The sequence below is a fragment of the Peribacillus sp. TH14 genome, from assembly GCF_016651145.1.
GTDB lineage: Bacteria > Bacillota > Bacilli > Bacillales > DSM-1321 > Peribacillus > Peribacillus butanolivorans.
This window is the reverse complement of the sequence record NZ_JAEKEK010000001.1, coordinates 309,495-330,360: the sequence shown is the minus strand read 5'-3', so window position 1 is coordinate 330,360 and position 20,866 is coordinate 309,495. Positions and strand designations below refer to the sequence as shown.

General features: G+C 41.4%; 20 protein-coding genes. All 20 read left to right on the top strand.

From position 1 onward, the window contains the following. Positions 1 to 10 precede the first annotated feature (10 nt). The 20 genes from JFU50_RS01705 (at position 11) to pyrE (ending at position 20,823) form a co-directional block, all read left to right on the top strand. Positions 11 to 280: a YlmC/YmxH family sporulation protein gene (locus tag JFU50_RS01705; protein ID WP_053345249.1), complete on the top strand. Its 270-nt coding sequence runs from the start codon at positions 11 to 13 to the stop codon at positions 278 to 280. Between the two features lie 56 nt (positions 281 to 336). Then, complete coding sequence (gene pgeF / locus JFU50_RS01700; RefSeq protein ID WP_201221471.1) at positions 337 to 1,170, top strand: peptidoglycan editing factor PgeF; 834 nt, start codon at positions 337 to 339, stop codon at positions 1,168 to 1,170. After that, entirely contained in the window at positions 1,167 to 1,844 is a 678-nt protein-coding gene (locus JFU50_RS01695) for a YggS family pyridoxal phosphate-dependent enzyme (RefSeq protein ID WP_201221469.1), read from the top strand. Before pgeF ends, JFU50_RS01695 begins: the two co-directional genes overlap by 4 nt. Positions 1,845 to 1,858: 14 nt before the next feature. Further along, the gene (locus tag JFU50_RS01690; protein WP_056526587.1) at positions 1,859 to 2,323 is read left to right on the top strand and encodes a cell division protein SepF; all 465 of its coding nucleotides are present in this window, start codon (positions 1,859 to 1,861) and stop codon (positions 2,321 to 2,323) included. Positions 2,324 to 2,329: 6 nt separating this feature from the next. Beyond that, positions 2,330 to 2,596, top strand: coding sequence for a YggT family protein (locus JFU50_RS01685; protein ID WP_053345253.1), 267 nt, complete (start codon positions 2,330 to 2,332; stop codon positions 2,594 to 2,596). A 140-nt stretch (positions 2,597 to 2,736) separates the two neighbouring features. Further along, positions 2,737 to 3,510, top strand: a complete 774-nt coding sequence (locus JFU50_RS01680; RefSeq protein WP_201221467.1) for a YlmH family RNA-binding protein — start codon at positions 2,737 to 2,739, stop codon at positions 3,508 to 3,510. Between the two features lie 85 nt (positions 3,511 to 3,595). Next, positions 3,596 to 4,111, top strand: coding sequence for a DivIVA domain-containing protein (locus JFU50_RS01675; RefSeq protein WP_053345255.1), 516 nt, complete (start codon positions 3,596 to 3,598; stop codon positions 4,109 to 4,111). 396 nt (positions 4,112 to 4,507) lie between these two features. Continuing rightward, on the top strand, positions 4,508 to 7,276 hold the full coding sequence (gene ileS, locus JFU50_RS01670) for an isoleucine--tRNA ligase (RefSeq protein ID WP_201181509.1): 2,769 nt from the start codon (positions 4,508 to 4,510) through the stop codon (positions 7,274 to 7,276). A gap of 252 nt (positions 7,277 to 7,528) precedes the next feature. Then, entirely contained in the window at positions 7,529 to 7,987 is a 459-nt protein-coding gene (gene lspA, locus JFU50_RS01665) for a signal peptidase II (protein WP_053345257.1), read from the top strand. A gap of 4 nt (positions 7,988 to 7,991) precedes the next feature. After that, the gene (locus JFU50_RS01660; RefSeq protein WP_201221465.1) at positions 7,992 to 8,909 is read left to right on the top strand and encodes an RluA family pseudouridine synthase; all 918 of its coding nucleotides are present in this window, start codon (positions 7,992 to 7,994) and stop codon (positions 8,907 to 8,909) included. Between the two features lie 193 nt (positions 8,910 to 9,102). Further along, on the top strand, positions 9,103 to 9,648 hold the full coding sequence (gene pyrR / locus JFU50_RS01655) for a bifunctional pyr operon transcriptional regulator/uracil phosphoribosyltransferase PyrR (protein ID WP_056527097.1): 546 nt from the start codon (positions 9,103 to 9,105) through the stop codon (positions 9,646 to 9,648). Positions 9,649 to 9,830: 182 nt separating this feature from the next. Then, entirely contained in the window at positions 9,831 to 11,120 is a 1,290-nt protein-coding gene (locus tag JFU50_RS01650) for a solute carrier family 23 protein (protein ID WP_201181507.1), read from the top strand. Between the two features lie 199 nt (positions 11,121 to 11,319). Further along, entirely contained in the window at positions 11,320 to 12,255 is a 936-nt protein-coding gene (locus JFU50_RS01645; protein WP_098175396.1) for an aspartate carbamoyltransferase catalytic subunit, read from the top strand. After that, complete coding sequence (locus JFU50_RS01640) at positions 12,218 to 13,504, top strand: dihydroorotase (protein WP_056526604.1); 1,287 nt, start codon at positions 12,218 to 12,220, stop codon at positions 13,502 to 13,504. The genes JFU50_RS01645 and JFU50_RS01640 overlap by 38 nt, the downstream gene beginning before the upstream one ends. Continuing rightward, the gene (locus JFU50_RS01635; protein WP_098175394.1) at positions 13,501 to 14,607 is read left to right on the top strand and encodes a carbamoyl phosphate synthase small subunit; all 1,107 of its coding nucleotides are present in this window, start codon (positions 13,501 to 13,503) and stop codon (positions 14,605 to 14,607) included. The genes JFU50_RS01640 and JFU50_RS01635 overlap by 4 nt, the downstream gene beginning before the upstream one ends. After that, positions 14,586 to 17,792, top strand: coding sequence for a carbamoyl-phosphate synthase large subunit (gene carB, locus JFU50_RS01630; protein ID WP_201181504.1), 3,207 nt, complete (start codon positions 14,586 to 14,588; stop codon positions 17,790 to 17,792). Before JFU50_RS01635 ends, carB begins: the two co-directional genes overlap by 22 nt. Continuing rightward, entirely contained in the window at positions 17,789 to 18,568 is a 780-nt protein-coding gene (locus JFU50_RS01625; RefSeq protein WP_053345264.1) for a dihydroorotate dehydrogenase electron transfer subunit, read from the top strand. Before carB ends, JFU50_RS01625 begins: the two co-directional genes overlap by 4 nt. Next, positions 18,565 to 19,506, top strand: coding sequence for a dihydroorotate dehydrogenase (locus JFU50_RS01620; protein WP_201221463.1), 942 nt, complete (start codon positions 18,565 to 18,567; stop codon positions 19,504 to 19,506). The genes JFU50_RS01625 and JFU50_RS01620 overlap by 4 nt, the downstream gene beginning before the upstream one ends. Then, complete coding sequence (gene pyrF, locus JFU50_RS01615) at positions 19,478 to 20,194, top strand: orotidine-5'-phosphate decarboxylase (RefSeq protein WP_201221461.1); 717 nt, start codon at positions 19,478 to 19,480, stop codon at positions 20,192 to 20,194. The genes JFU50_RS01620 and pyrF overlap by 29 nt, the downstream gene beginning before the upstream one ends. Beyond that, positions 20,188 to 20,823 carry an orotate phosphoribosyltransferase gene (pyrE, locus tag JFU50_RS01610; protein WP_056526619.1) on the top strand — a complete coding sequence of 212 codons (636 nt, stop codon included), beginning with the start codon at positions 20,188 to 20,190 and terminating at the stop codon, positions 20,821 to 20,823. The genes pyrF and pyrE overlap by 7 nt, the downstream gene beginning before the upstream one ends. Positions 20,824 to 20,866: the final 43 nt, after the last annotated feature.

Genomic DNA, 20,866 nt, shown 5'->3' with positions numbered 1-20,866 from the left:
GCTGAGTGAAATGACTAGAATTTCTGAATTTCAAATTAAGGATATCGTCAATATAGCTGATGGGAAGAAATTAGGTAATATGTCAGATCTTGAAATCAATACAGCTACAGGGAAGATTGAAGCGATTATAGTCTCCAATGGCACCAGGTTAATGGGGTTTTTCGGGAGGGAACAGGACATCGTGATTCCTTGGCGTAAAATAAAAAAAATCGGTGCGGATGTCATTCTTGTTGAACATCAGACAGTATTTCAAGCAGAACTGAAAGATGAAAGGTTTTAGAGGGTGCAGGGTGCAAATATATGATACACTAGACTAAAAATAAAGAGGTTTAAATCATGAAAGAACCATTTGTTATAATAGAAGACCAATATTTGCTCATTGACAGCTGGAGACATCAAAACCTCCAGCTTGTAGCGGGCTTCTCCACGAAAGATGGGGGAGTTAGTTCTGGAAACTTTAAAACGTTGAATACCGGTTTTCATGTAGGGGATAAGCTAGATGATGTCCAGGAAAACCGCCGAATTTTAGCAGAAAAGCTATCTTTTCCGCTCGATGAATGGATAGGAGCCGAGCAAACGCATGAAACATATATCCAGCAAGTGACCAGTCTCGATGCCGGGAAAGGCGCAGCAGATTATGCTTCAAGCTTTAAGGCTACCGACGGGTTTTATACGAAGGATAAAAATGTTTTATTGACCCTTTGCTATGCTGACTGCGTGCCCTTATATTTTCTGGCTCCAGCACATGGTATGATTGGAGTGGCGCATGCTGGCTGGAAGGGTACCGTTAATGGAATTGCACGAAAAATGGTTGAAGCTTGGCAGAGTAAGGGTATAAAGTCAACGGAGATATTTGCTGTAATTGGACCATCGATTTGTTCAAAGTGCTATGTTGTTGATGATAAAGTGATAGATTTGGTGCAGAATTTGCTGGAAGATAATGACGAAAAGCCCTATAATTTAATCAGCGAAGGACAATATCATTTAGACCTTAAACAGCTTAATGCAATGGTTCTTCAAAAATCGGGAATTCCAAAAAGTCAGATTGACGTGACATCATATTGTACAAGCTGTAATCATGACTTGTTTTTTTCGCATCGCCGTGATAACGGAAAGACAGGTAGATTGATGAGTTTTATTGGTTGGAAGGAGGATTTAGGGAAGCAGTGAAAGTAGTAGATAATTTAAAAAACATCGAAGAAAAGATAAATAAAGCATGTGAAATTAGTGGAAGGAACCGTGATGAGATAAAGTTAATCGCGGTGACGAAATATGTTTCCATTGAGAGAGCAAAAGAGGCCTTGGAAGCAGGCATATTCGATTTAGGTGAAAATCGAGATGAGGGTTTATTGAATAAATATGAAGTGCTGAAGGATGAACCAAACTGGCATTATATTGGCTCCATGCAAACACGCAAAGTAAAGAATGTCATTGATAAAATTTCGTATATTCATTCATTGGATCGTATTTCTTTGGCAGAAGAAATACAAAAACGGGCAAATGAGCCGATAAACTGTTTAGTCCAGGTTAACGTTTCAGGTGAAGAATCTAAACATGGAATAGATCCTGAAGCGGCACTTGATTTTATACAAGGGCTATCGACTTTAGATAAGGTAAATGTTGCTGGATTAATGACAATGGCGCCTTTGACAGATGATGAACAATTATTGCGCAGATGCTTCCGAAAATTAAAGGGACTTCAAGTGGAATTCCAAAAAGCTGGCTTAAGACATGCTCCATGCACTGAATTGTCCATGGGGATGTCCAATGATTTTACGATTGCGATTGAGGAAGGCGCTACAATGATTCGCATTGGTACAGCACTGGTAGGCGAAGAATTATAAGGAGGTACGCATAGATGACGTTCGTATCAAAATTTAAATCTTATTTCGCGCTGGATGATGAGTATGAGTACAAGGAAGAAGTGGTGGAAGAAGAGGAGGCTGAACAAAAAGTCGTGAAATCAGGTAAACAACAGCAGCCCGCTTCTACAGGAAATAACTCCAATAAGAATATCGTAAGTTTGCAAAGCGTACAGAAATCTTCTAAAGTAGTATTGTTGGAACCTCGTGCTTATGCAGAAGCCCAAGAAGTTGCGGACCATTTGAAAAACCGTCGTGCCGTTGTTGTGAACCTTCAGCGGATTCAACATGACCAAGGAAAGCGAATCATTGATTTTTTAAGTGGAACTGTCTATGCAATCAGCGGGGATATCCAAAAAATTGGAACAGATATATTCTTATGTACTCCGGATAACGTCGATGTTTCGGGTAATATTACCGGTTTCGCCGCCGAAGAGGAGTATGAAGAAGCGAGGTGGTAATGTTTAATGGGTTTAGTGCTTCAAGGTTTATATTATTTAATTGAAATTTATTCAATGGCATTAATCGGTTACATATTAATGTCATGGTTCCCTAATGCTCGGGAAACATCGATTGGCCAATTCCTGGAAAAGATTTGCGAACCTTATTTAGAACCGTTCAGAAAATTTATACCACCCCTTGGCATGATCGACCTTTCACCGCTTGTGGCCTTGTTGGTTCTTAACTTTGCCAGCGGATATGGAATCTATTATCTGCAAACTTTAATCGGGTGATTAACTTTTAATCTGAAAATGCGTATTTCTTACTACACAGTTGGATAATGCCCCACTGTGTAGTAGCGCAACGAAGAAGTCAATATTTATATCCTGATGAGCGACCATTAATTAGACAAGTAAGGAGCAATTATTCAATCATGAGTATTTATCAGCATTTCAGGCCGGAGGAAAAGGATTTTATCGATCAGGCAGTGAATTGGATTGACCAGGTGAAAAATTCTTATGCTCCAAAACTTTCTGATTTTCTCGATCCGCGTCAGCAGGAAATCCTTTCTTCCTTATTAGGGAATGATTCGGATGCAAAGCTGCAATTTTATGGCGGGAGTGATTTCGTTGAACGAAAACGTGTGCTCATTTACCCTGATTATTACTCTCCTGAACCATCAGATTTCAATATCTCCTTATACGATATCTCCTATCCAAAAAAATTTGTTACATTAGAGCACAGGCAAATACTTGGAACCTTGATGTCTCTGGGGGTAAAACGTGAAAAATTTGGTGATATAATAGTGACAGATGAGCAAATTCAATTTCTCGCTGCCGAAGAGATGGATTTATATCTCGTAGGAAACCTAGAAAAAATCGGTAGCGCTTCCGTTACGATTAAAAGGCTTCCCATCGAGAATATCATCAAGTTGAAAGAAAATTGGGAAGAGCAAGTAACTACTGTTACTTCTTTAAGGCTTGACAGTGTTTTATCGTCCGTCTTGAATATTTCTCGTCAAAAAACACAAGTGCTGATAACATCGGGAAAAGTAAAGGTGAATTTTAAGCAAACAGATAATGTTTCGGAAGAATGCCGCGAGGGTGATACACTTTCTATCAGAGGTTTTGGTAGATGTAAATTAGCCTCAATAGATGGAAAAACCAAAAAGGATAAGTGGAGAATCTCATTAGGCAGACAAAAATAATTCAATCGCAAGCAGGATTCATACATTTATTGTCGAATATAGAGTTTTAACATACTAGAGTAGAAACCGTTCTGGAGGTGCCGTAATGCCCTTAACCCCGATAGATATACATAACAAGGAATTTGGTAAAGTATTTCGAGGGTATGATGAAGATGAAGTAAATGAGTTTCTCGACCAGGTCATTAAAGATTATGAACTGATTTTGAGAGAGAAAAAAGAACTTGAAGAAAAATTAAACGAAACTTATGATCGTTTAGGACATTTTACGACCATTGAGGGTACACTTAATAAGTCGATTATTGTCGCACAGGAAGCAGCAGAAGAATTAAAGCGCAATGCTCAAAAAGAAGCCAAGCTGATCATTAAGGAAGCTGAGAAAAATGCTGATCGGATCGTCAATGAGTCGCTTGTGAAAGCAAGAAAAATAGCGATGGATATTGAGGATTTGAAAAAGCAGTCAAAAGTATTCCGGACACGTTTTAAAATGCTTGTCGGAGCACAGCTTGATTTGCTGGACAATGACGATTGGGATCATCTTCTTGATTATGAAGTAGATGCGACTGAAATAGAACTAAATGAAAGAGTGGAAGAGGAAATTTAAAGGTTTCCTTGACTTTAAACACTTTTTTCGCATATAATTTTTTAACAATACTATTCATGATGACATTAGACGATGACAGGGACAGTAGATTCTTCAAACACTTATATTTAGCGAGCCGGGGATGGTGCAAGCCCGGAATAAGCGAAGAATTTGAATATCACCCTTGAGTTCTGAGTTGAACCTGCTGTTGCAGTAAGTAAACGATGCGTTTCATTCACGTTACGAATGCTCGAGAGGATGGATTCGCTTTATTGTGAATCTTTCTAGCCAGGGTGGTACCGCGGGAAGCAAAGCTTTCTCGTCCCTTTTTTAGGGATGAGAGGGCTTTTTATTTTGTCCGGATATCAAGTCATCGGTTCGAATGAATTTGTGTAAAGACGGATGGAGGATTTTATAATGGAATATAAAGATACCTTATTGATGCCTAAAACTGAATTTCCAATGCGTGGTAATTTACCGAAACGTGAGCCAGAAATCCAGGAAAAGTGGAAAGAAATGGACATTTATAAAAAAGTGCAAGAACAAACTGAAGGACGCCCTTTATTTATTTTGCATGATGGACCTCCATATGCAAACGGCGATATCCATATGGGCCATGCAATGAATAAAGTTTTAAAGGATTTCATTGTCCGCTTTAAATCAATGAGCGGTTTTCAAGCACCATATGTACCGGGCTGGGATACGCACGGACTACCGATTGAAACGGCACTAACTAAAAAAGGTGTAAAGCGGAAAGAAATGAGCGTAGCTGAATTCAGAAAGCTATGTGAAGAGTATGCGTACGTACAGATCAACAATCAACGTGAGCAGTTTAAACGTATTGGGGTTCGCGGAGATTGGGAGAATCCTTATATTACCCTAAAACCTGAATATGAAGCACAACAGATCAAGGTTTTTGGTGAAATGGCGAAAAAAGGCTATATCTACAAAGGAAAAAAACCTGTTTATTGGTCTCCTTCAAGTGAATCAGCCCTAGCGGAAGCTGAAATTGAATATCAAGACAAACGTTCTGCATCTATCTATGTTGCTTTTGAAGTCACAGATGGAAAAGGTGTAATTGAAGAAGGCGTAAAAATCATTATTTGGACAACAACACCTTGGACGATTCCAGCTAACCTTGGAATCTCATTGCATCCACAATTAAATTATGTGGTGGTATCTGTCGAAAATGAAAAATATTTAGTAGCTGAAGCTCTTCTTGAATCAGTTACAGAAACTCTAGGCTGGGATAACCCAACTATATTGAAATCGGTAAAAGGTAGCGAACTGGACCGTGCCGTTGCTAAACACCCTCTTTATGACCGGGAATCACTTGTTATGTTGGGCGAGCACGTAACAACTGAGGCTGGTACTGGTTGTGTTCATACTGCACCTGGACACGGGGAAGATGACTTTATCGTCGGGCAAAAATATGGCTTGGATGTTCTTTGTCCTGTAGATGAAAAAGGTGTCATGACAGAAGAAGCAGGGGAATTTGCAGGATTATTTTATGATCAAGCAAACAAACCAATTACGGAAAAATTAACAGAAGTGGGCGCACTATTGAATTTGACGTTCATTACCCATTCTTATCCACATGACTGGCGGACGAAGAAACCGACTATTTTCCGTGCAACGGCGCAATGGTTCGCGTCAATTAAAGACTTCCGTGGTGAACTGCTAAAAGCGATTGAAGAAACGAAATGGGTGCCGGCATGGGGTGAAACACGCCTGTTTAATATGGTCCGTGACCGTGGAGATTGGTGTATTTCCCGTCAGCGTGCATGGGGCGTGCCAATTCCAGTATTTTATGCAGAAAATGGTGAACCAATCATCACGGATGAAACAATCAACCATATTTCAGAATTATTCCGCGAACAAGGGTCAAACATCTGGTTCGAACAGGAAGCGAAAGATCTTCTTCCAGAAGGGTTTACCCATGAAGGCAGCCCGAACGGTATCTTCACGAAGGAAACGGATATCATGGATGTATGGTTTGACTCAGGTTCTTCCCATCAAGCAGTACTTGAAGAAAGAGATGATCTGCAGCGTCCTGCTGACCTTTATTTAGAAGGTTCGGATCAATACCGCGGCTGGTTTAACTCATCTCTTTCAACAAGTGTGGCTGTAACAGGAAAAGCACCATATAAAGGTGTGTTAAGCCACGGGTTCGCTTTGGATGGTGAAGGCCGTAAAATGAGTAAATCGATTGGGAACGTTGTACTTCCATCTAAAGTCATGAACCAACTTGGCGCAGATATTTTACGCCTTTGGGTTGCTTCTGTGGATTACCAATCAGATGTAAGAGTTTCAGATCCGATTTTAAAACAAGTTTCTGAAGTGTATCGCAAAATCCGCAATACATTCCGCTTCCTGTTAGGTAATTTGGATGGCTTTAATCCTGATACTGATAAAGTGGTATTCCAAGAATTACGTGAAGTCGATCAATATATGCTAGTAAAATTGAATAAGCTGATTACTCAATCGAAACAAGGCTATGAGAATTATGAGTTTGCTACAATTTATAATATGGTCAATAACTTCTGTACGCAGGACTTAAGTTCGTTCTACCTTGATTATGCGAAAGATATTTTATATTGTGAAGCACCTAACGGTAAAGATCGTATGGCGATCCAAACGGTTCTTTACGAATCATTGGTCGGCTTAACGAAATTGGTGTCACCAATTCTTTCTCATACAGCTGATGAAGTATGGGCGTTCATTCCAGGTGTAACGGAAGAAAGTGTACAATTGACATTGATGCCCGAAGCAATTTCAATCGATAATGCTGAAGCCATTGAAGAAAAATGGACGGCATTTATGGATGTCCGTGATAATGTCTTAAAAGCATTGGAAGAAGCTCGTAATCAGAAAGTTATCGGAAAATCACTGAACGCAAAAGTGATGGTATATGTAAATGAAGAAACAAAGAATCTGCTTGATAGCATCGAAGAGAGCTTTGAACAGTTATTCATCGTATCCGAGTTTGTAATCGCTGGCGATGTGGCAAGTGCCCCAGCAGAAGCGGTAAAACTTGAGGATATTGCTATTCTTGTAACAAAAGCAGAAGGTGAAACGTGTGAACGTTGCTGGAATGTTTCAAAAGAAGTAGGCCAAGTGGAAGAACATTCAACACTTTGTCCACGCTGTGCAACTGTAGTGAAAGAGCATTATGTGAATCAATAATTTAAAAGGAGGGCCGGTTCCCATTAGATGAGGGGACCGGCCTTTTTCATGGGAAATGGTATCTAGTGTGTGAAACAACCAAAATCATTTGCGAAAATAAATTGTTTCCTAAAAAAGGAAAAGAGCACCTTGTCAGCCCAAGCTTATATTCTCCACGTGCTGATTGAGGTCTTCTGTTTTTCGTATTAGTCATTATTTCTAGTTTATGCTACAATTCAAAAGTGAAGATTTGATTAGTTTGGGGGAAAAAATGTGTTTTATTACTTAATTGCCCTTTTGGTCATAGCTTTCGATCAGCTGACAAAATGGATGATTGTGAAAAAAATGGAGTACGGAGAAAGCATTGAAATTATTGAAAACCTTCTATATATCACCTCGCATCGTAACCGTGGGGCCGCATGGGGAATTCTACAAGGTCAAATGTGGTTTTTCTACATCATCACCATCGCTGTCATTATTGGACTTGTCTATTATATTCAGAAAATGGCGAAGGAAAGCCGTTTGCTTGGAGTTTCACTTGCGCTCATGCTAGGCGGTGCGATTGGTAATTTTATCGACCGTGTTGTTCGTCAGGAAGTAGTCGATTTCGTTCATACCTATATATTCAGCTATAGTTTCCCGGTATTTAATGTTGCTGATGCTGCGCTTTCAATTGGTGTCGGACTGCTCGTGATTCATATGTTTTTAGAAGAAAAAAACGCTAAGGAGTAAGATAATGGATAAAAGGTTATACAGCATCGATGAAACACTAAAAGGCGTTAGGATTGATAAGGCTCTTTCTACATTAAATGAGGAATGGTCACGTACTCAAGTCCAGCAATGGATTAAAGATGACCACGTTTTAGTTAATGGGTCTGCAATAAAAACGAATTACAAATGTATTACAGGCGATACAATTGAAGTAACGATTCCTGAACTTGAGGAATTGGATGCAGTCGCTGAAGAAATGAATTTGGATATCTATTATGAAGATGCAGATGTGCTGGTTGTTAATAAACCGAGCGGTATGGTAGTCCACCCAGCGCCAGGACATGTATCTGGTACCCTTGTAAATGGATTGATGGCTCACTGCCAGGATCTTTCTGGAATCAACGGTGTAATGCGTCCAGGTATCGTCCACCGAATCGATAAAGATACATCAGGTTTATTAATGGTTGCTAAAAATGATATGGCGCATGAAAAGCTTGTTCAGCAACTGGTTGATAAAACTGTTACCCGTAAGTACCAAGCTGTAGTTCATGGGGTTATCCCGCATGACTTCGGAACGATTGACGCTCCAATTGGCCGTGATAAAAAAGAACGCCAAAGCATGACGGTGACAGACTCTAACTCCAAAAATGCTGTAACTCATTTCCGTGTCATCGAACGTTTCACTGCTTTTACTTTGGTGGAATGTCAGCTTGAAACAGGAAGAACTCATCAAATCCGTGTTCATATGAAATATATCGGATTCCCGCTTGCAGGAGATCCAAAATATGGTCCGAAGAAGACGTTGAAGTTAGATGGACAAGCATTGCATGCCGGTTTGCTTGGTTTCGTTCATCCTCGTACAAATGAGTATATGGAATTCGAAGCACCAGTTCCGGAAGAGTTCGAAAATCTTATTAATCAATTACGTAGAAGTAAGGATTGACAATAGAGTTTTTATGATATATTATAATAATAACTTAATGAGAACCTTTAACACAGTCCAGAGAGACTGAGAAGGAAACGGATACGCTAAATGGGATAATTGTACCCATAGCGATGAAATCCTCACGCCTTCTGGGTGTGAGGATTTTTTGTTAAAGGGGACCAATCAGATGAAAGAATTCGGGGTGGCCAATATGTTGAATGAGAAAGCAATAGTACTTGATGAACAGGCCATTAGCAGAGCCTTGACGAGAATTGCCCATGAGATTATTGAGAAAAATAAGGGGATTGAGGATTGCGTCTTAATTGGGATTCGTACACGCGGGATTTTCTTGGCTGACCGACTTGCAAAGCGCATCAATCAAATAGAAGGTAAAGAAATTCAGTTAGGTGAACTTGATATTACACTTTACCGCGATGACCTATCGAAAAATACGAATGATGGTGAACCGGTCGTAAAAGGTTCAGACATTCCAGTCAATATTAGCGATAAGAAAGTGATTTTAGTAGATGATGTTCTCTTTACCGGTAGAACCGTTAGGGCGGCAATGGATGCACTTGTGGATCTGGGAAGACCTTCACAAATCCAGCTCGCAGTATTAGTTGACAGAGGACATAGAGAGTTGCCGATCCGTGCAGATTTCGTTGGGAAGAACGTTCCAACATCACAATCGGAAAAAATCACCGTTACTTTAACAGAAGTAGATGAAGTAGATCAAGTCACTATACTAGAAAAATAAACAACAACATGAAAATTAAATAAAACCCTTTTAAAGACAGTCCAGAGAGGCTGGCAAAGGGGAGTGAATTGGGAGATCTATGCCTATGTATAGGTAATGATCTTCTGAGAAACCCTCTTTGTGTAATACTGCAAAGAGGGTTTTTGCAGTTTTGATGCAATTTTCATGAGGGGGATATGAAAATGGAAGAAATAAAAAGTGACGTCGTACTTGATGTTGAAGACGTACCTAGAGTTGGCCAGTGGATAACATTAAGTATCCAGCACCTATTCGCAATGTTTGGTGCAACGGTGTTAGTGCCATTCCTAGTAGGGTTAAGCCCGGCTGTGGCTTTGGTTTCAAGCGGCTTAGGAACATTATCCTACTTGTTGATTACCAGAGGTCAAATACCTGCTTATCTCGGTTCATCCTTCGCCTTCATCACGCCAATTATTTTGGCAAAGGCGTTGGGCGGACCGGAAGCGGCCATGATTGGCTGCTTTGCAGCAGGACTCATATATGGAATAGTAGCCTTGATTATCCAAAAAGTCGGTTTACGCTGGTTAATGAATTTGCTGCCTCCGGTTGTGGTTGGACCAGTTATCATTGTAATCGGGTTAAGCCTCGCTGGAACGGCTGTAGACATGGCGATGTATGATCCGCAAGATAAATACAGTGTCACATATATTATAATAGCGCTAATAACTTTAGCGGTAACCATTATCTGTAACGTTTTCTTTAAAGGATTCATTAACTTGATTCCCATTTTAATGGGGATTATAGTTGGCTACAGCTGTTCAGCAGTTGCGGGAATTATAGATTATGAACCAATTAAATCTGCACAATGGTGGGAAATGCCGAAATTCATGTTTCCTTATATAACCTATACACCAATCTTTTCATGGGAAGTCATTGCTATCATGGTCCCTGTGGCCGTCGTCACATTATCAGAACATATCGGCCACCAGATGGTACTGAGTAAAGTAGTTGGCAGAAACTTTTTGGAAAAGCCCGGTTTACATCGATCCATCCTAGGGGATGGAGCCGGAATCATGATTGGTTCCCTCATCGGTGGGCCACCACTAACATCATATGGTGAAAATATCGGCGTCCTGACGATGACAAAGGCATTTAGCGTGTATATCATCGGCGGAGCTGCTTTAACTGCAATCGTCTTTGGCTTTAACGGTAAGATTTCAGCAGTCATCAGCTCGATTCCTACAGCTGTGATGGGTGGAATATCAATCTTACTTTTCGGTATCATCGCTTCAAGCGGATTAAGGATGCTGATTGATAATAAAGTTGATTTTGATAAAAAACGCAACATGATGATAGCTTCAGTCATCCTGGTACTTGGAATCGGCGGAGCGTTTGTACAATTATCGGATAAGGTATCGCTATCTGGAATGGCACTTTCAGCGATTGTTGGAATCTTGCTTAACTTGATATTACCGGACAGAGAAAAAATTTCCGGAGACATCTTTGAAAAATAAGTTAAACTGTATCACACAATATATCACCTTTTAAAAGAAGTCCAGAGAGGCTTGAAAGGGTGTTGCTGTAAAGACAAATGAGAACGGGAAATAAACCAGTCCTAGTTCTTGTAAGTCTTTATTACCTACACCCTGTCCTTATTGGCGGGGTGTTTTTTTTTACCCCGCATCACAACAAATTGTGAAAGGAGCAGGATCAATGAAAAAATTATTGACGATGAATGAATTGACCATAACTGAAATTGAAAAAATTCTACAAGAAGCAGAGGGGTTTGCTAATGGAACGAGCTGGAATCCTAAACAGCAGACCATGGTTGCCAATCTATTCTTTGAACCGAGTACACGTACGAAATCAAGCTTTGAAATGGCTGAAAGAAAATTAGGTCTTGAGGTCATTCCTTTTGATGCCGGGACATCATCCGTTTTAAAAGGAGAAACCTTATATGACACAGCAAAAACGTTTGAATCAATAGGTGTCAATGCCTTAATTATCCGCCATGAACAGGATAATTACTTTGATGAACTAAAAGAAAAACTCAACATTCCAATAATCAATGCAGGTGATGGTTGCGGAAATCATCCAACGCAGTCATTGCTGGACTTATTGACGATAAAACAAGAGTTTAATAGTTTTACCGGTCTGAAGATTGCAATAATTGGGGACGTAATGCATAGCCGAGTGGCAAAATCGAATGCAGAAGCCTTAACTCGTCTAGGAGCGAATGTCGTATTTTCAGGTCCGCCTGAATGGTTTGATAGAAACAACAGCTTAGGGAGATATGAAGACATCGATCAAGCGATAGCGACATCGGATGTGGTTATGCTACTTCGGATTCAGCACGAAAGACATAATGAAAAATACAATCAGGCAAATGGGGATTATTTGGAAAGATTCGGTTTAACCAAACAACGTGAAAAAAATATGAAACCGGGTGCGATCATCATGCATCCTGCACCAATAAATCGCGGCGTTGAAATTGACAGTGATTTAGTCGAATGTAGCCGTTCAAGAATTTTTAAACAAATGCAAAATGGTGTGTTTATTAGAATGGCCGTATTAAAAAATGTGCTAGAACAATTTGAGGGAGGAATCATCCATGAAAACTGTCATCAAAAATGGAGTATTGCTAGATAATCAAAATTCATTCAAGAAAGCAGATATTGAAATAGAAGGAAAAATCATCACGAAAATCGGAGAGAACCTGGCAACAGAAAATTGTGAGGTAATAGATGCCAAAGGGTTACTTATTACACCAGGATTTATTGACCTGCATATCCATTTACGCGAGCCAGGCGGCGAGCATAAAGAAACAATAGCAACTGGAACGCTTGCAGCAGCAAGAGGCGGTTTTACCACTGTAGCAGCGATGCCTAATACAAGACCTGTTCCTGATACAATTGAAAATCTTGAAGCACTTAACCGGAAAATTGAAGAAACAGCACATGTTCGTGTACTGCCTTATGCATCCATCACGATTAGAGAGGCTGGCAAAGAATTGACTGACTTTTCTTCTTTAAAACAAACTGGGGCTTTCGCCTTTACAGACGACGGCGTTGGTATCCAAGAAGCCGGAATGATGCTGGCTGCGATGAAACAGGCTGCCGCTCAAGATATGGCTATTGTTGCTCATTGTGAAGATAATAGCTTAATCAATAAAGGCTCTGTACATGAAGGAAGATACTCCAAAGAACAAGGAATCAATGGAATCCCATCTGTATGCGAAGCTGTACATATAGCCAGGGATATCCTGCTTGCGGAAGCAGCGGACTGCCATTATCATGTCTGCCACATTTCTACGAAAGAATCGGTGAGAACTGTAAGAGATGCCAAACGCGCCGGTATCCGGGTCACAGCGGAAGTTACACCTCATCACTTATTGCTGTGTGAAGATGATATCCCAGGACTTGATCCGAATTATAAAATGAATCCGCCTTTAAGAGGAAGAGAAGATCGTGACGCATTGATCGAAGGCCTGCTGGACGGAACAATCGACTTTATTGCTACAGATCATGCTCCGCATACAGCTGAGGAAAAAGCTCAAGGGATGCAGCTAGCTCCTTTTGGAATTGTGGGACTAGAAACGGCCTTCCCGCTGCTTTACACAGAATTAGTCAAAAAGGATGTAATCACCTTAAAGCAATTGGTCGACTTCATGACCATCAAACCATCTGAGAGTTTCTCACTTCCTTATGGACAGCTAAAGGAAGGTGCTACTGCTGATATCGTATTAATCGATTTGGATACTGAAAAAGAAATTAATAAAGAAGAGTTTGCTTCAAAAGGTAAAAATACACCTTTTAATGAAAAGAAATGCTATGGCTGGCCAGTTATGACGATTGCAGAAGGAAAAACAGCTTGGGAAAAAGGACGTGTTCAAGGATGAAAAGACAGCTTATTTTAGAAGATGGAACGGTATTCCTCGGCGAAGCATTCGGAGGGGACGTAGAAAAAATAGGTGAAGTTGTTTTTAATACAGGGATGACAGGATATCAGGAGATTTTATCTGATCCATCCTATTGCGGCCAAATAGTTACGCTAACTTACCCGCTAATCGGAAACTACGGAATAAACCGAGATGACTTTGAATCTATCAATCCAGCGATATCAGGGTTCGTCGTTAAGGAAACAGCTGATCTTCCTTCCAACTGGCGCAACCAATTATCTCTTGATGAATATTTGAAAATGAAGAACATACCTGGCATAAGTGGAATTGATACGAGAAAGCTGACAAGAATCATTAGGAAATCAGGTGCACTTAAAGGAGCGCTCTGCAATATCAATAAAGATGCTGAAGAGATTGTTTCCCAGCTAAAAGCAACGGTGATTCCTTCTAATCAAGTGAAGCAGGTTTCAACAAAAGCTGCCTACTCAAGTCCTGGAAGAGGCCCCCGAGTCGTTCTTGTTGATTATGGCATGAAGCATGGTATTTTACGCGAGTTGACGAAGCGTGGTTGTGATGTTGTGGTTGTACCTTATAACGTTACGGCAGAGGAAGTGCTGCAATATCATCCAGATGGAGTGATGCTTTCAAACGGCCCTGGAGACCCGAAAAGTGTTCAGGAAACGCTTGAAATGATTCGTATAGTGCAGAAAGAAGTACCGCTATTTGGAATTTGCCTGGGTCATCAGTTATTCGCGCTGGCTAACGGTGCAGATACAGCAAAATTGAAATTTGGTCATCGAGGATCAAACCATCCGGTTAAAGACCTTCGTACTGGAAAAGTATCCATCACTTCTCAAAATCACGGATATACAGTCGAGGAGCTTTCTATTGAAAACACTGACCTTGTTGTGACACATACAGCATTAAATGACGATACAATTGAAGGCTTACGCCATAAAAAATATCCGGCTTTCACAGTTCAATATCACCCGGAGGCTTCACCTGGTCCGGAAGACGCCAACTACTTATTCAATGAATTTTTACAAATGATTGAAGCTGCACCTACGAAGGGGGAAAAAACATGCCAAAACGCACAGATATAAAAAGCATCCTAGTAATTGGTTCTGGTCCAATCGTAATCGGCCAGGCTGCTGAGTTCGATTATGCAGGAACTCAAGCATGTATTGCCTTAAAGGAAGAGGGTTACCGAGTAATCCTAATTAACTCAAATCCTGCTACAATCATGACAGATAGCGAAATGGCGGATGCGGTATATATCGAGCCGATTACTCTGGAATTTGTTAGCAAAATCATCCGTAAAGAGCGCCCTGATGCTCTGCTTCCGACTCTAGGAGGACAAACGGGTTTGAATATGGCTGTTGAACTAGCCGATGCAGGGATTTTGGAAGAATGCAATGTGCAGATCCTTGGTACGAAGCTTTCCGCTATCCAACAAGCAGAAGACCGTGATTTGTTCCGAACCCTGATGAACGACCTTGGGGAACCTGTTCCTGACAGCGATATTATTCATAATTTGGATGAGGCTTATACGTTCGTGGAACGAGTCGGCTATCCAGTTATCGTACGCCCAGCCTTTACACTAGGTGGAACAGGCGGCGGGATTTGTGATAACGAAGAGCAGTTAATCGAGATTGTTGAAGGTGGCCTAAAAAGCAGCCCGGTTCATCAATGTCTGCTTGAGAAGAGTATTGCCGGTTTTAAAGAAGTGGAATATGAAGTAATGCGTGACTCCAATGACAATGCGATTGTCGTTTGTAATATGGAAAACTTTGATCCTGTAGGAGTACATACAGGAGACTCTATTGTTGCGGCACCAAGCCAAACGTTAAGTGACAGAGAGTATCAAATGCTTCGAAATACGTCATTGAAGATTATCCGCGCCTTGAAAATTGAAGGCGGATGTAATGTTCAGCTTGCGTTAGATCCAAACAGCTATCAGTATTATGTCATCGAAGTTAACCCAAGGGTTAGCCGTTCGTCAGCACTTGCTTCAAAAGCGACGGGATATCCGATTGCAAAGCTTGCGGCCAAGATAGCAGTTGGTTTAACGCTTGATGAAATGATGAACCCGGTTACAGGCAAAACATATGCCAGCTTTGAACCTGCGCTTGACTATGTAGTCACGAAAATTCCACGCTGGCCTTTTGATAAGTTCGAAAGCGCCAACCGTAGACTCGGTACACAAATGAAAGCGACTGGAGAAGTCATGGCAATCGGTCGTACATTTGAAGAATCAATTTTAAAAGCTGTGCGCTCCCTTGAAGCAGGACTTTATCATCTCGAGTTGAACGACGAGTTCGAGGATGAAAAAATAGAAAAAAGGATTCGGAAAGCAGGAGATGAGCGGTTATTTTATATCGGTGAGGCACTAAGAAGAGGCAAAACAATCGAAACCATTCACGAATGGAGCCAGATCGATTTATTCTTCCTGCATAAGCTGAAAAAGATTATAGACTTTGAAAAAGAGCTTCGTGAACATTCATTCGATTGTGAAGTCCTGAAGAAGGCTAAGGAACTTGGCTTTTCTGATAAAACGATTGCAGATATATGGGAAGTTACTGAAAAGAAAATTTATGAGTATCGGAAACAACAAGGAATTGTGCCGGTTTATAAAATGGTCGATACATGCGCAGCGGAATTTGAATCGGAAACACCATATTTTTACGGAACATACGAAGATGAAAATGAATCAATTGTTACAGATAAGAAAAGTGTCATTGTGCTAGGATCGGGTCCAATACGGATTGGACAGGGGGTAGAGTTTGACTACGCGACCGTTCATTCAGTCTGGGCCATCAAAGAGGCAGGCTATGAAGCGATCATCATCAACAACAATCCGGAAACGGTTTCGACGGATTTCAGTATATCTGACAAGCTTTATTTCGAACCATTAACACTTGAAGATGTGATGCATGTTATCGATTTGGAAAAACCAGAAGGTGTTATCGTCCAATTTGGTGGTCAGACTGCCATCAATCTTGCAGATGGTCTTGTTGAAAGAGGAGTGAAGATCCTAGGTACTTCTCTAGAAGACTTGGATCGTGCGGAGAATCGTAATAAATTCGAAAGTGCTCTTAAGGATTTAGGAATTCCGCAACCAAAAGGTAAAACTGCCACATCTGTAAATGAAGCTATCGTCATAGCTGAAGATATCGGCTATCCAGTTTTAGTAAGACCTTCGTATGTTCTCGGAGGAAGAGCAATGGAAATCGTCTATAAACAAGAAGAATTGCTGCATTACATGAAAAATGCGGTGAAAATCAATCCGGATCATCCTGTCCTGATTGACCGTTACTTAACGGGGAAAGAGGTCGAAGTCGACGGGATTTCTGATGGCGAAACGGTAGTTATTCCTGGAATCATGGAGCACATCGAGCGCGCAGGCGTCCACTCCGGTGATTCGATTGCCGTCTACCCTCCGCAAAGCCTAACGGAAAAACAAAAAGAAGTGATCATCGATTACACGACTAGATTGGCAAAAGGCTTGAATATTATCGGTCTCTTGAATATTCAATATGTCATCAGTGATGACGAAGTGTATGTCATTGAAGTAAATCCGCGTTCTAGCCGCACGGTTCCATTCTTAAGTAAGATCACGAATGTGCCGATGGCGAACTTGGCCACGAAGGTCATTTTAGGACACTCTCTTGAAAGCCAGGGCTACCAATCCGGTATAGTTCCGGAACAAAGCGGAGTCTTTGTAAAAGTGCCGGTCTTCTCCTTTGCAAAATTAAGAGGTGTGGACATTTCACTCGGACCTGAAATGAAATCGACTGGTGAAGTAATGGGGAAAGACAGTACACTTGAAAAGGCTTTATACAAAGGTCTTGTTGCTTCCGGTTTCAAAATTCAAGGTCACGGTTCAGTCTTGTTAACGATATCGGATAAAGATAAGCAAGAAGCACTATTGCTGGCAAGACGTTTTCATAATATTGGCTTCAAGTTGATTGCCACAAGCGGAACCGCCGCCCTGTTGGAGCAATCTGGTATCCCAACTGCGGTTGTTGGTAAGATTGGTGAAGAGGGAAGAAACCTTTTGGATGTTATCCGAAATGGGGACGCACAATTCGTCATCAACACTTTGACGAAAGGGAAACAGCCGGAACGAGATGGTTTTAGAATACGTCGCGAATCTGTTGAAAATGGAGTGACATGTCTGACATCCCTGGATACAGCAGAAGCCATTTTAAGAGTAATTGAATCAATGACCTTTTCGGCAGAAGCCATGGGGAAAACGGAAAAAAGTCGTGAGGTGAGCTATACATGATCAAGAAGGAAACGATGAAGGTGTTGACTCATAAAGAACTGGCTCCATCCATATTTGAACTTACCCTACAAGGTGAATTAGTTTCAGAAATGAAGCAACCGGGCCAGTTTGTACACGTAAAGACAACTGAAGGCAACGAGCCTTTGTTAAGACGCCCGATTTCGATTTCTTCTTATAACAGTAGTGAAAAACAGTTCACGATGATATACCGGGCTGAAGGGAAAGGAACGACACTGCTGTCACAGTGTAAGCAGGCAGAAGGTGTAGATATCCTCGGTCCGCTTGGCAACGGCTTTCCGGTTCATGAAGCAAATAAGGGAGAAACAGCTCTATTGGTTGGTGGTGGGATTGGTGTCCCACCTCTGTATCAGTTATCGCAGATGTTGGTTGCTAAAGGAGTTAGGGTAATACATGTACTAGGCTTCCAAACGAAGTCTGCCATTTTTTACGAAAAAGAGTTTAGTAAATTAGGTGATACCTATATTGCCACAGTAGATGGATCGTATGGAACAAAAGGATTTGTTACGACAGTAATTGACAAGTTGGATACGGAGTTTGAGACAATCTTTTCCTGCGGGCCGACACCAATGCTAAAAGCATTGGAAGCGGGATATCGTGAAAAAAAACTTTACCTGTCTCTTGAAGAAAGGATGGGCTGCGGAATTGGTGCGTGTTTTGCCTGCGTGTGTCATACAGGAGATGATCCGAATGGTTTCAGTTACAAAAAAGTATGCAGTGACGGACCCGTATTCCGGGCAGGAGAGGTGGTATTATGAGCAGACTTTCAGTTGAGTTACCAGGATTACACCTGAAAAATCCGGTCATGCCAGCATCTGGTTGCTTTGGATTTGGTCGTGAATACAGCCAGTTCTTCAACTTGGATGTACTGGGAGCAATTATGATTAAAGCGACAACTCCTGAGCCGCGGTTCGGTAATCCAACCCCGCGTGTTGCGGAAACTTCTTCGGGAATGCTGAACGCGATTGGTTTACAAAATCCAGGTTTGGCTAAAGTCATCAATGAAGAACTGGACTGGCTAAGTGGGTATGATGTCCCTATTATCGCTAACGTTGCGGGATCTCAAATAGCTGATTATGTAAAAGTGGCTAGTAACATCAGTAAGGTAGGAAATGTGAAGGCTCTTGAGTTGAATATTTCTTGTCCAAATGTAAAAGAAGGTGGCATCGCTTTTGGTACGGTTCCGGAAGTTGCCAAAGAGGTAACCAAGGCAGTCAAGGAAGTCTCCTCTGTGCCTGTTTATGTGAAGCTTTCTCCAAATGTCAGCAATATTGTGGAAATGGCCAAAGCGGTTGAAGAAGGCGGTGCCGACGGGCTGACAATGATTAATACACTAGTCGGTATGCGTTTGGATTTAAAAACAGGTCGACCGATTCTATCGAACAAAACTGGTGGGTTATCGGGTCCTGCGATTAAACCAGTTGCTCTCCGGATGATTTATGAGGTAAGCCAGCAAGTATCGATTCCAATCATTGGAATGGGAGGAATCGCTTCAGCGGAAGATGTCATTGAGTTTTTCTACGCAGGTGCGAGCGCTGTTGCAGTGGGAACCGCTAACTTCGTGGATCCGTTTGTATGCCCAACGATCATTGAAGAATTACCCAATCTGCTGGATGAGCTAGGATTTGATCATATTTCACAATGTACCGGAAGGAGCTGGAAGCAGAATGAAGCAGTCGCTAATTATCGCGCTTGATTTTCCCAACCTTATACAAACAGAACAATTTTTAAAACAGTTTTCATCTGAAAAACTAGCTGTAAAAGTGGGGATGGAATTATTTTATCAGAATGGACCGTCAATCATTTCTTACGTAAAAGAACAAGGCCACGATGTGTTTTTAGACTTAAAGCTTCATGATATTCCGAACACAGTCAAAAAGGCAATGACAGGTCTGGCAGCTTTAGGCGCTGACATGGTAAATGTCCATGCGACAGGTGGCCGAAATATGATGGAAGCAGCTCTGGAAGGTCTAGATAGTGGAACAGCTGCAGGAAAAAAACGTCCGTTATGTATAGGGGTTACACAGCTGACAAGCACGTCACAGGAACAAATGAATCTTGACCAAAACATTGCCGGCTCTCTAGAGGATTCGGTGCTTCATTATGCAAAGCTTACTCAGCAGGCCGGATTAGACGGCGTTGTTTGTTCGTCGCATGAAGTAAAGACAATTCATGAACGTATTAGCCCGGAATTTTTAACGGTCACACCTGGTATCCGTAATGCAGGTGGCCAAACACACGATCAAGAAAGAATTGCCACGCCTGAACAGGCAAGAAATTTTGGAGCTGATGCCATCGTTGTAGGTAGAGCGATAACTGGGGCGAAAGATCCTTTAACAGCATACTTAGATATGAAAGCAACCTGGGAGGGAATATCATGTTAAACCAAACTATAGCCGAACACCTATTAGAAATTAAAGCAGTGTACCTACAGCCGAATGAACCATTCACATGGGCATCTGGAATTAAATCCCCTATATACTGCGATAACCGCTTAACCCTTTCTTACCCTGAGGTTCGTAAGGAAATAGCAGAAGGATTGAAAGTATTAATTGAACAGCATTTCCCTGAGGCTGAATTGATTGCCGGTACTGCAACGGCTGGCATTCCGCATGCGGCTTGGGTGAGTGAAAAATTAGATGCACCAATGTGCTATGTTCGCTCCAAAGCAAAGGAGCACGGTAAGGGCAATCAAATCGAAGGTCGTGCTGTTCCAGGACAAAAAGTTGTGGTTGTGGAAGATTTGATTTCAACCGGTGGAAGTGTAATTACGGCCGTTAACGCGCTTAAAGAAGCTGGCTGTGATGTCCTTGGGGTCGTTTCTATCTTTTCTTACGAACTGGAAAAGGGAAAAGAAAAGTTCCTTGCTGAAGGCATTACGAACTATTCATTAAGTGACTATTCTACCTTAATCAAAGTCGCTAACGAAAAAGGCTACATCACAGAAGGCGAACTGGAAAAGTTGAAAAAATGGCGGGAAAACCCGGAAGATACCGCGTGGATTTTAGCATAAAAAAGTGTGTCCCAATCTTGTAGATTGGGACACACTTATATTT

Coding starts and splice junctions, on each gene's coding strand:
- JFU50_RS01705 (WP_053345249.1), top strand. CDS start 11: ATGACTAGAATTTCTGAATTTCAAATTAAGGATATCGTCAATATAGCT.
- pgeF (WP_201221471.1), top strand. CDS start 337: ATGAAAGAACCATTTGTTATAATAGAAGACCAATATTTGCTCATTGAC.
- JFU50_RS01690 (WP_056526587.1), top strand. CDS start 1,859: ATGACGTTCGTATCAAAATTTAAATCTTATTTCGCGCTGGATGATGAG.
- JFU50_RS01685 (WP_053345253.1), top strand. CDS start 2,330: ATGGGTTTAGTGCTTCAAGGTTTATATTATTTAATTGAAATTTATTCA.
- JFU50_RS01680 (WP_201221467.1), top strand. CDS start 2,737: ATGAGTATTTATCAGCATTTCAGGCCGGAGGAAAAGGATTTTATCGAT.
- JFU50_RS01675 (WP_053345255.1), top strand. CDS start 3,596: ATGCCCTTAACCCCGATAGATATACATAACAAGGAATTTGGTAAAGTA.
- ileS (WP_201181509.1), top strand. CDS start 4,508: ATGGAATATAAAGATACCTTATTGATGCCTAAAACTGAATTTCCAATG.
- JFU50_RS01660 (WP_201221465.1), top strand. CDS start 7,992: ATGGATAAAAGGTTATACAGCATCGATGAAACACTAAAAGGCGTTAGG.
- pyrR (WP_056527097.1), top strand. CDS start 9,103: ATGTTGAATGAGAAAGCAATAGTACTTGATGAACAGGCCATTAGCAGA.
- JFU50_RS01650 (WP_201181507.1), top strand. CDS start 9,831: ATGGAAGAAATAAAAAGTGACGTCGTACTTGATGTTGAAGACGTACCT.
- JFU50_RS01645 (WP_098175396.1), top strand. CDS start 11,320: ATGAAAAAATTATTGACGATGAATGAATTGACCATAACTGAAATTGAA.
- JFU50_RS01640 (WP_056526604.1), top strand. CDS start 12,218: ATGAAAACTGTCATCAAAAATGGAGTATTGCTAGATAATCAAAATTCA.
- JFU50_RS01635 (WP_098175394.1), top strand. CDS start 13,501: ATGAAAAGACAGCTTATTTTAGAAGATGGAACGGTATTCCTCGGCGAA.
- carB (WP_201181504.1), top strand. CDS start 14,586: ATGCCAAAACGCACAGATATAAAAAGCATCCTAGTAATTGGTTCTGGT.
- JFU50_RS01625 (WP_053345264.1), top strand. CDS start 17,789: ATGATCAAGAAGGAAACGATGAAGGTGTTGACTCATAAAGAACTGGCT.
- JFU50_RS01620 (WP_201221463.1), top strand. CDS start 18,565: ATGAGCAGACTTTCAGTTGAGTTACCAGGATTACACCTGAAAAATCCG.
- pyrF (WP_201221461.1), top strand. CDS start 19,478: ATGAAGCAGTCGCTAATTATCGCGCTTGATTTTCCCAACCTTATACAA.
- pyrE (WP_056526619.1), top strand. CDS start 20,188: ATGTTAAACCAAACTATAGCCGAACACCTATTAGAAATTAAAGCAGTG.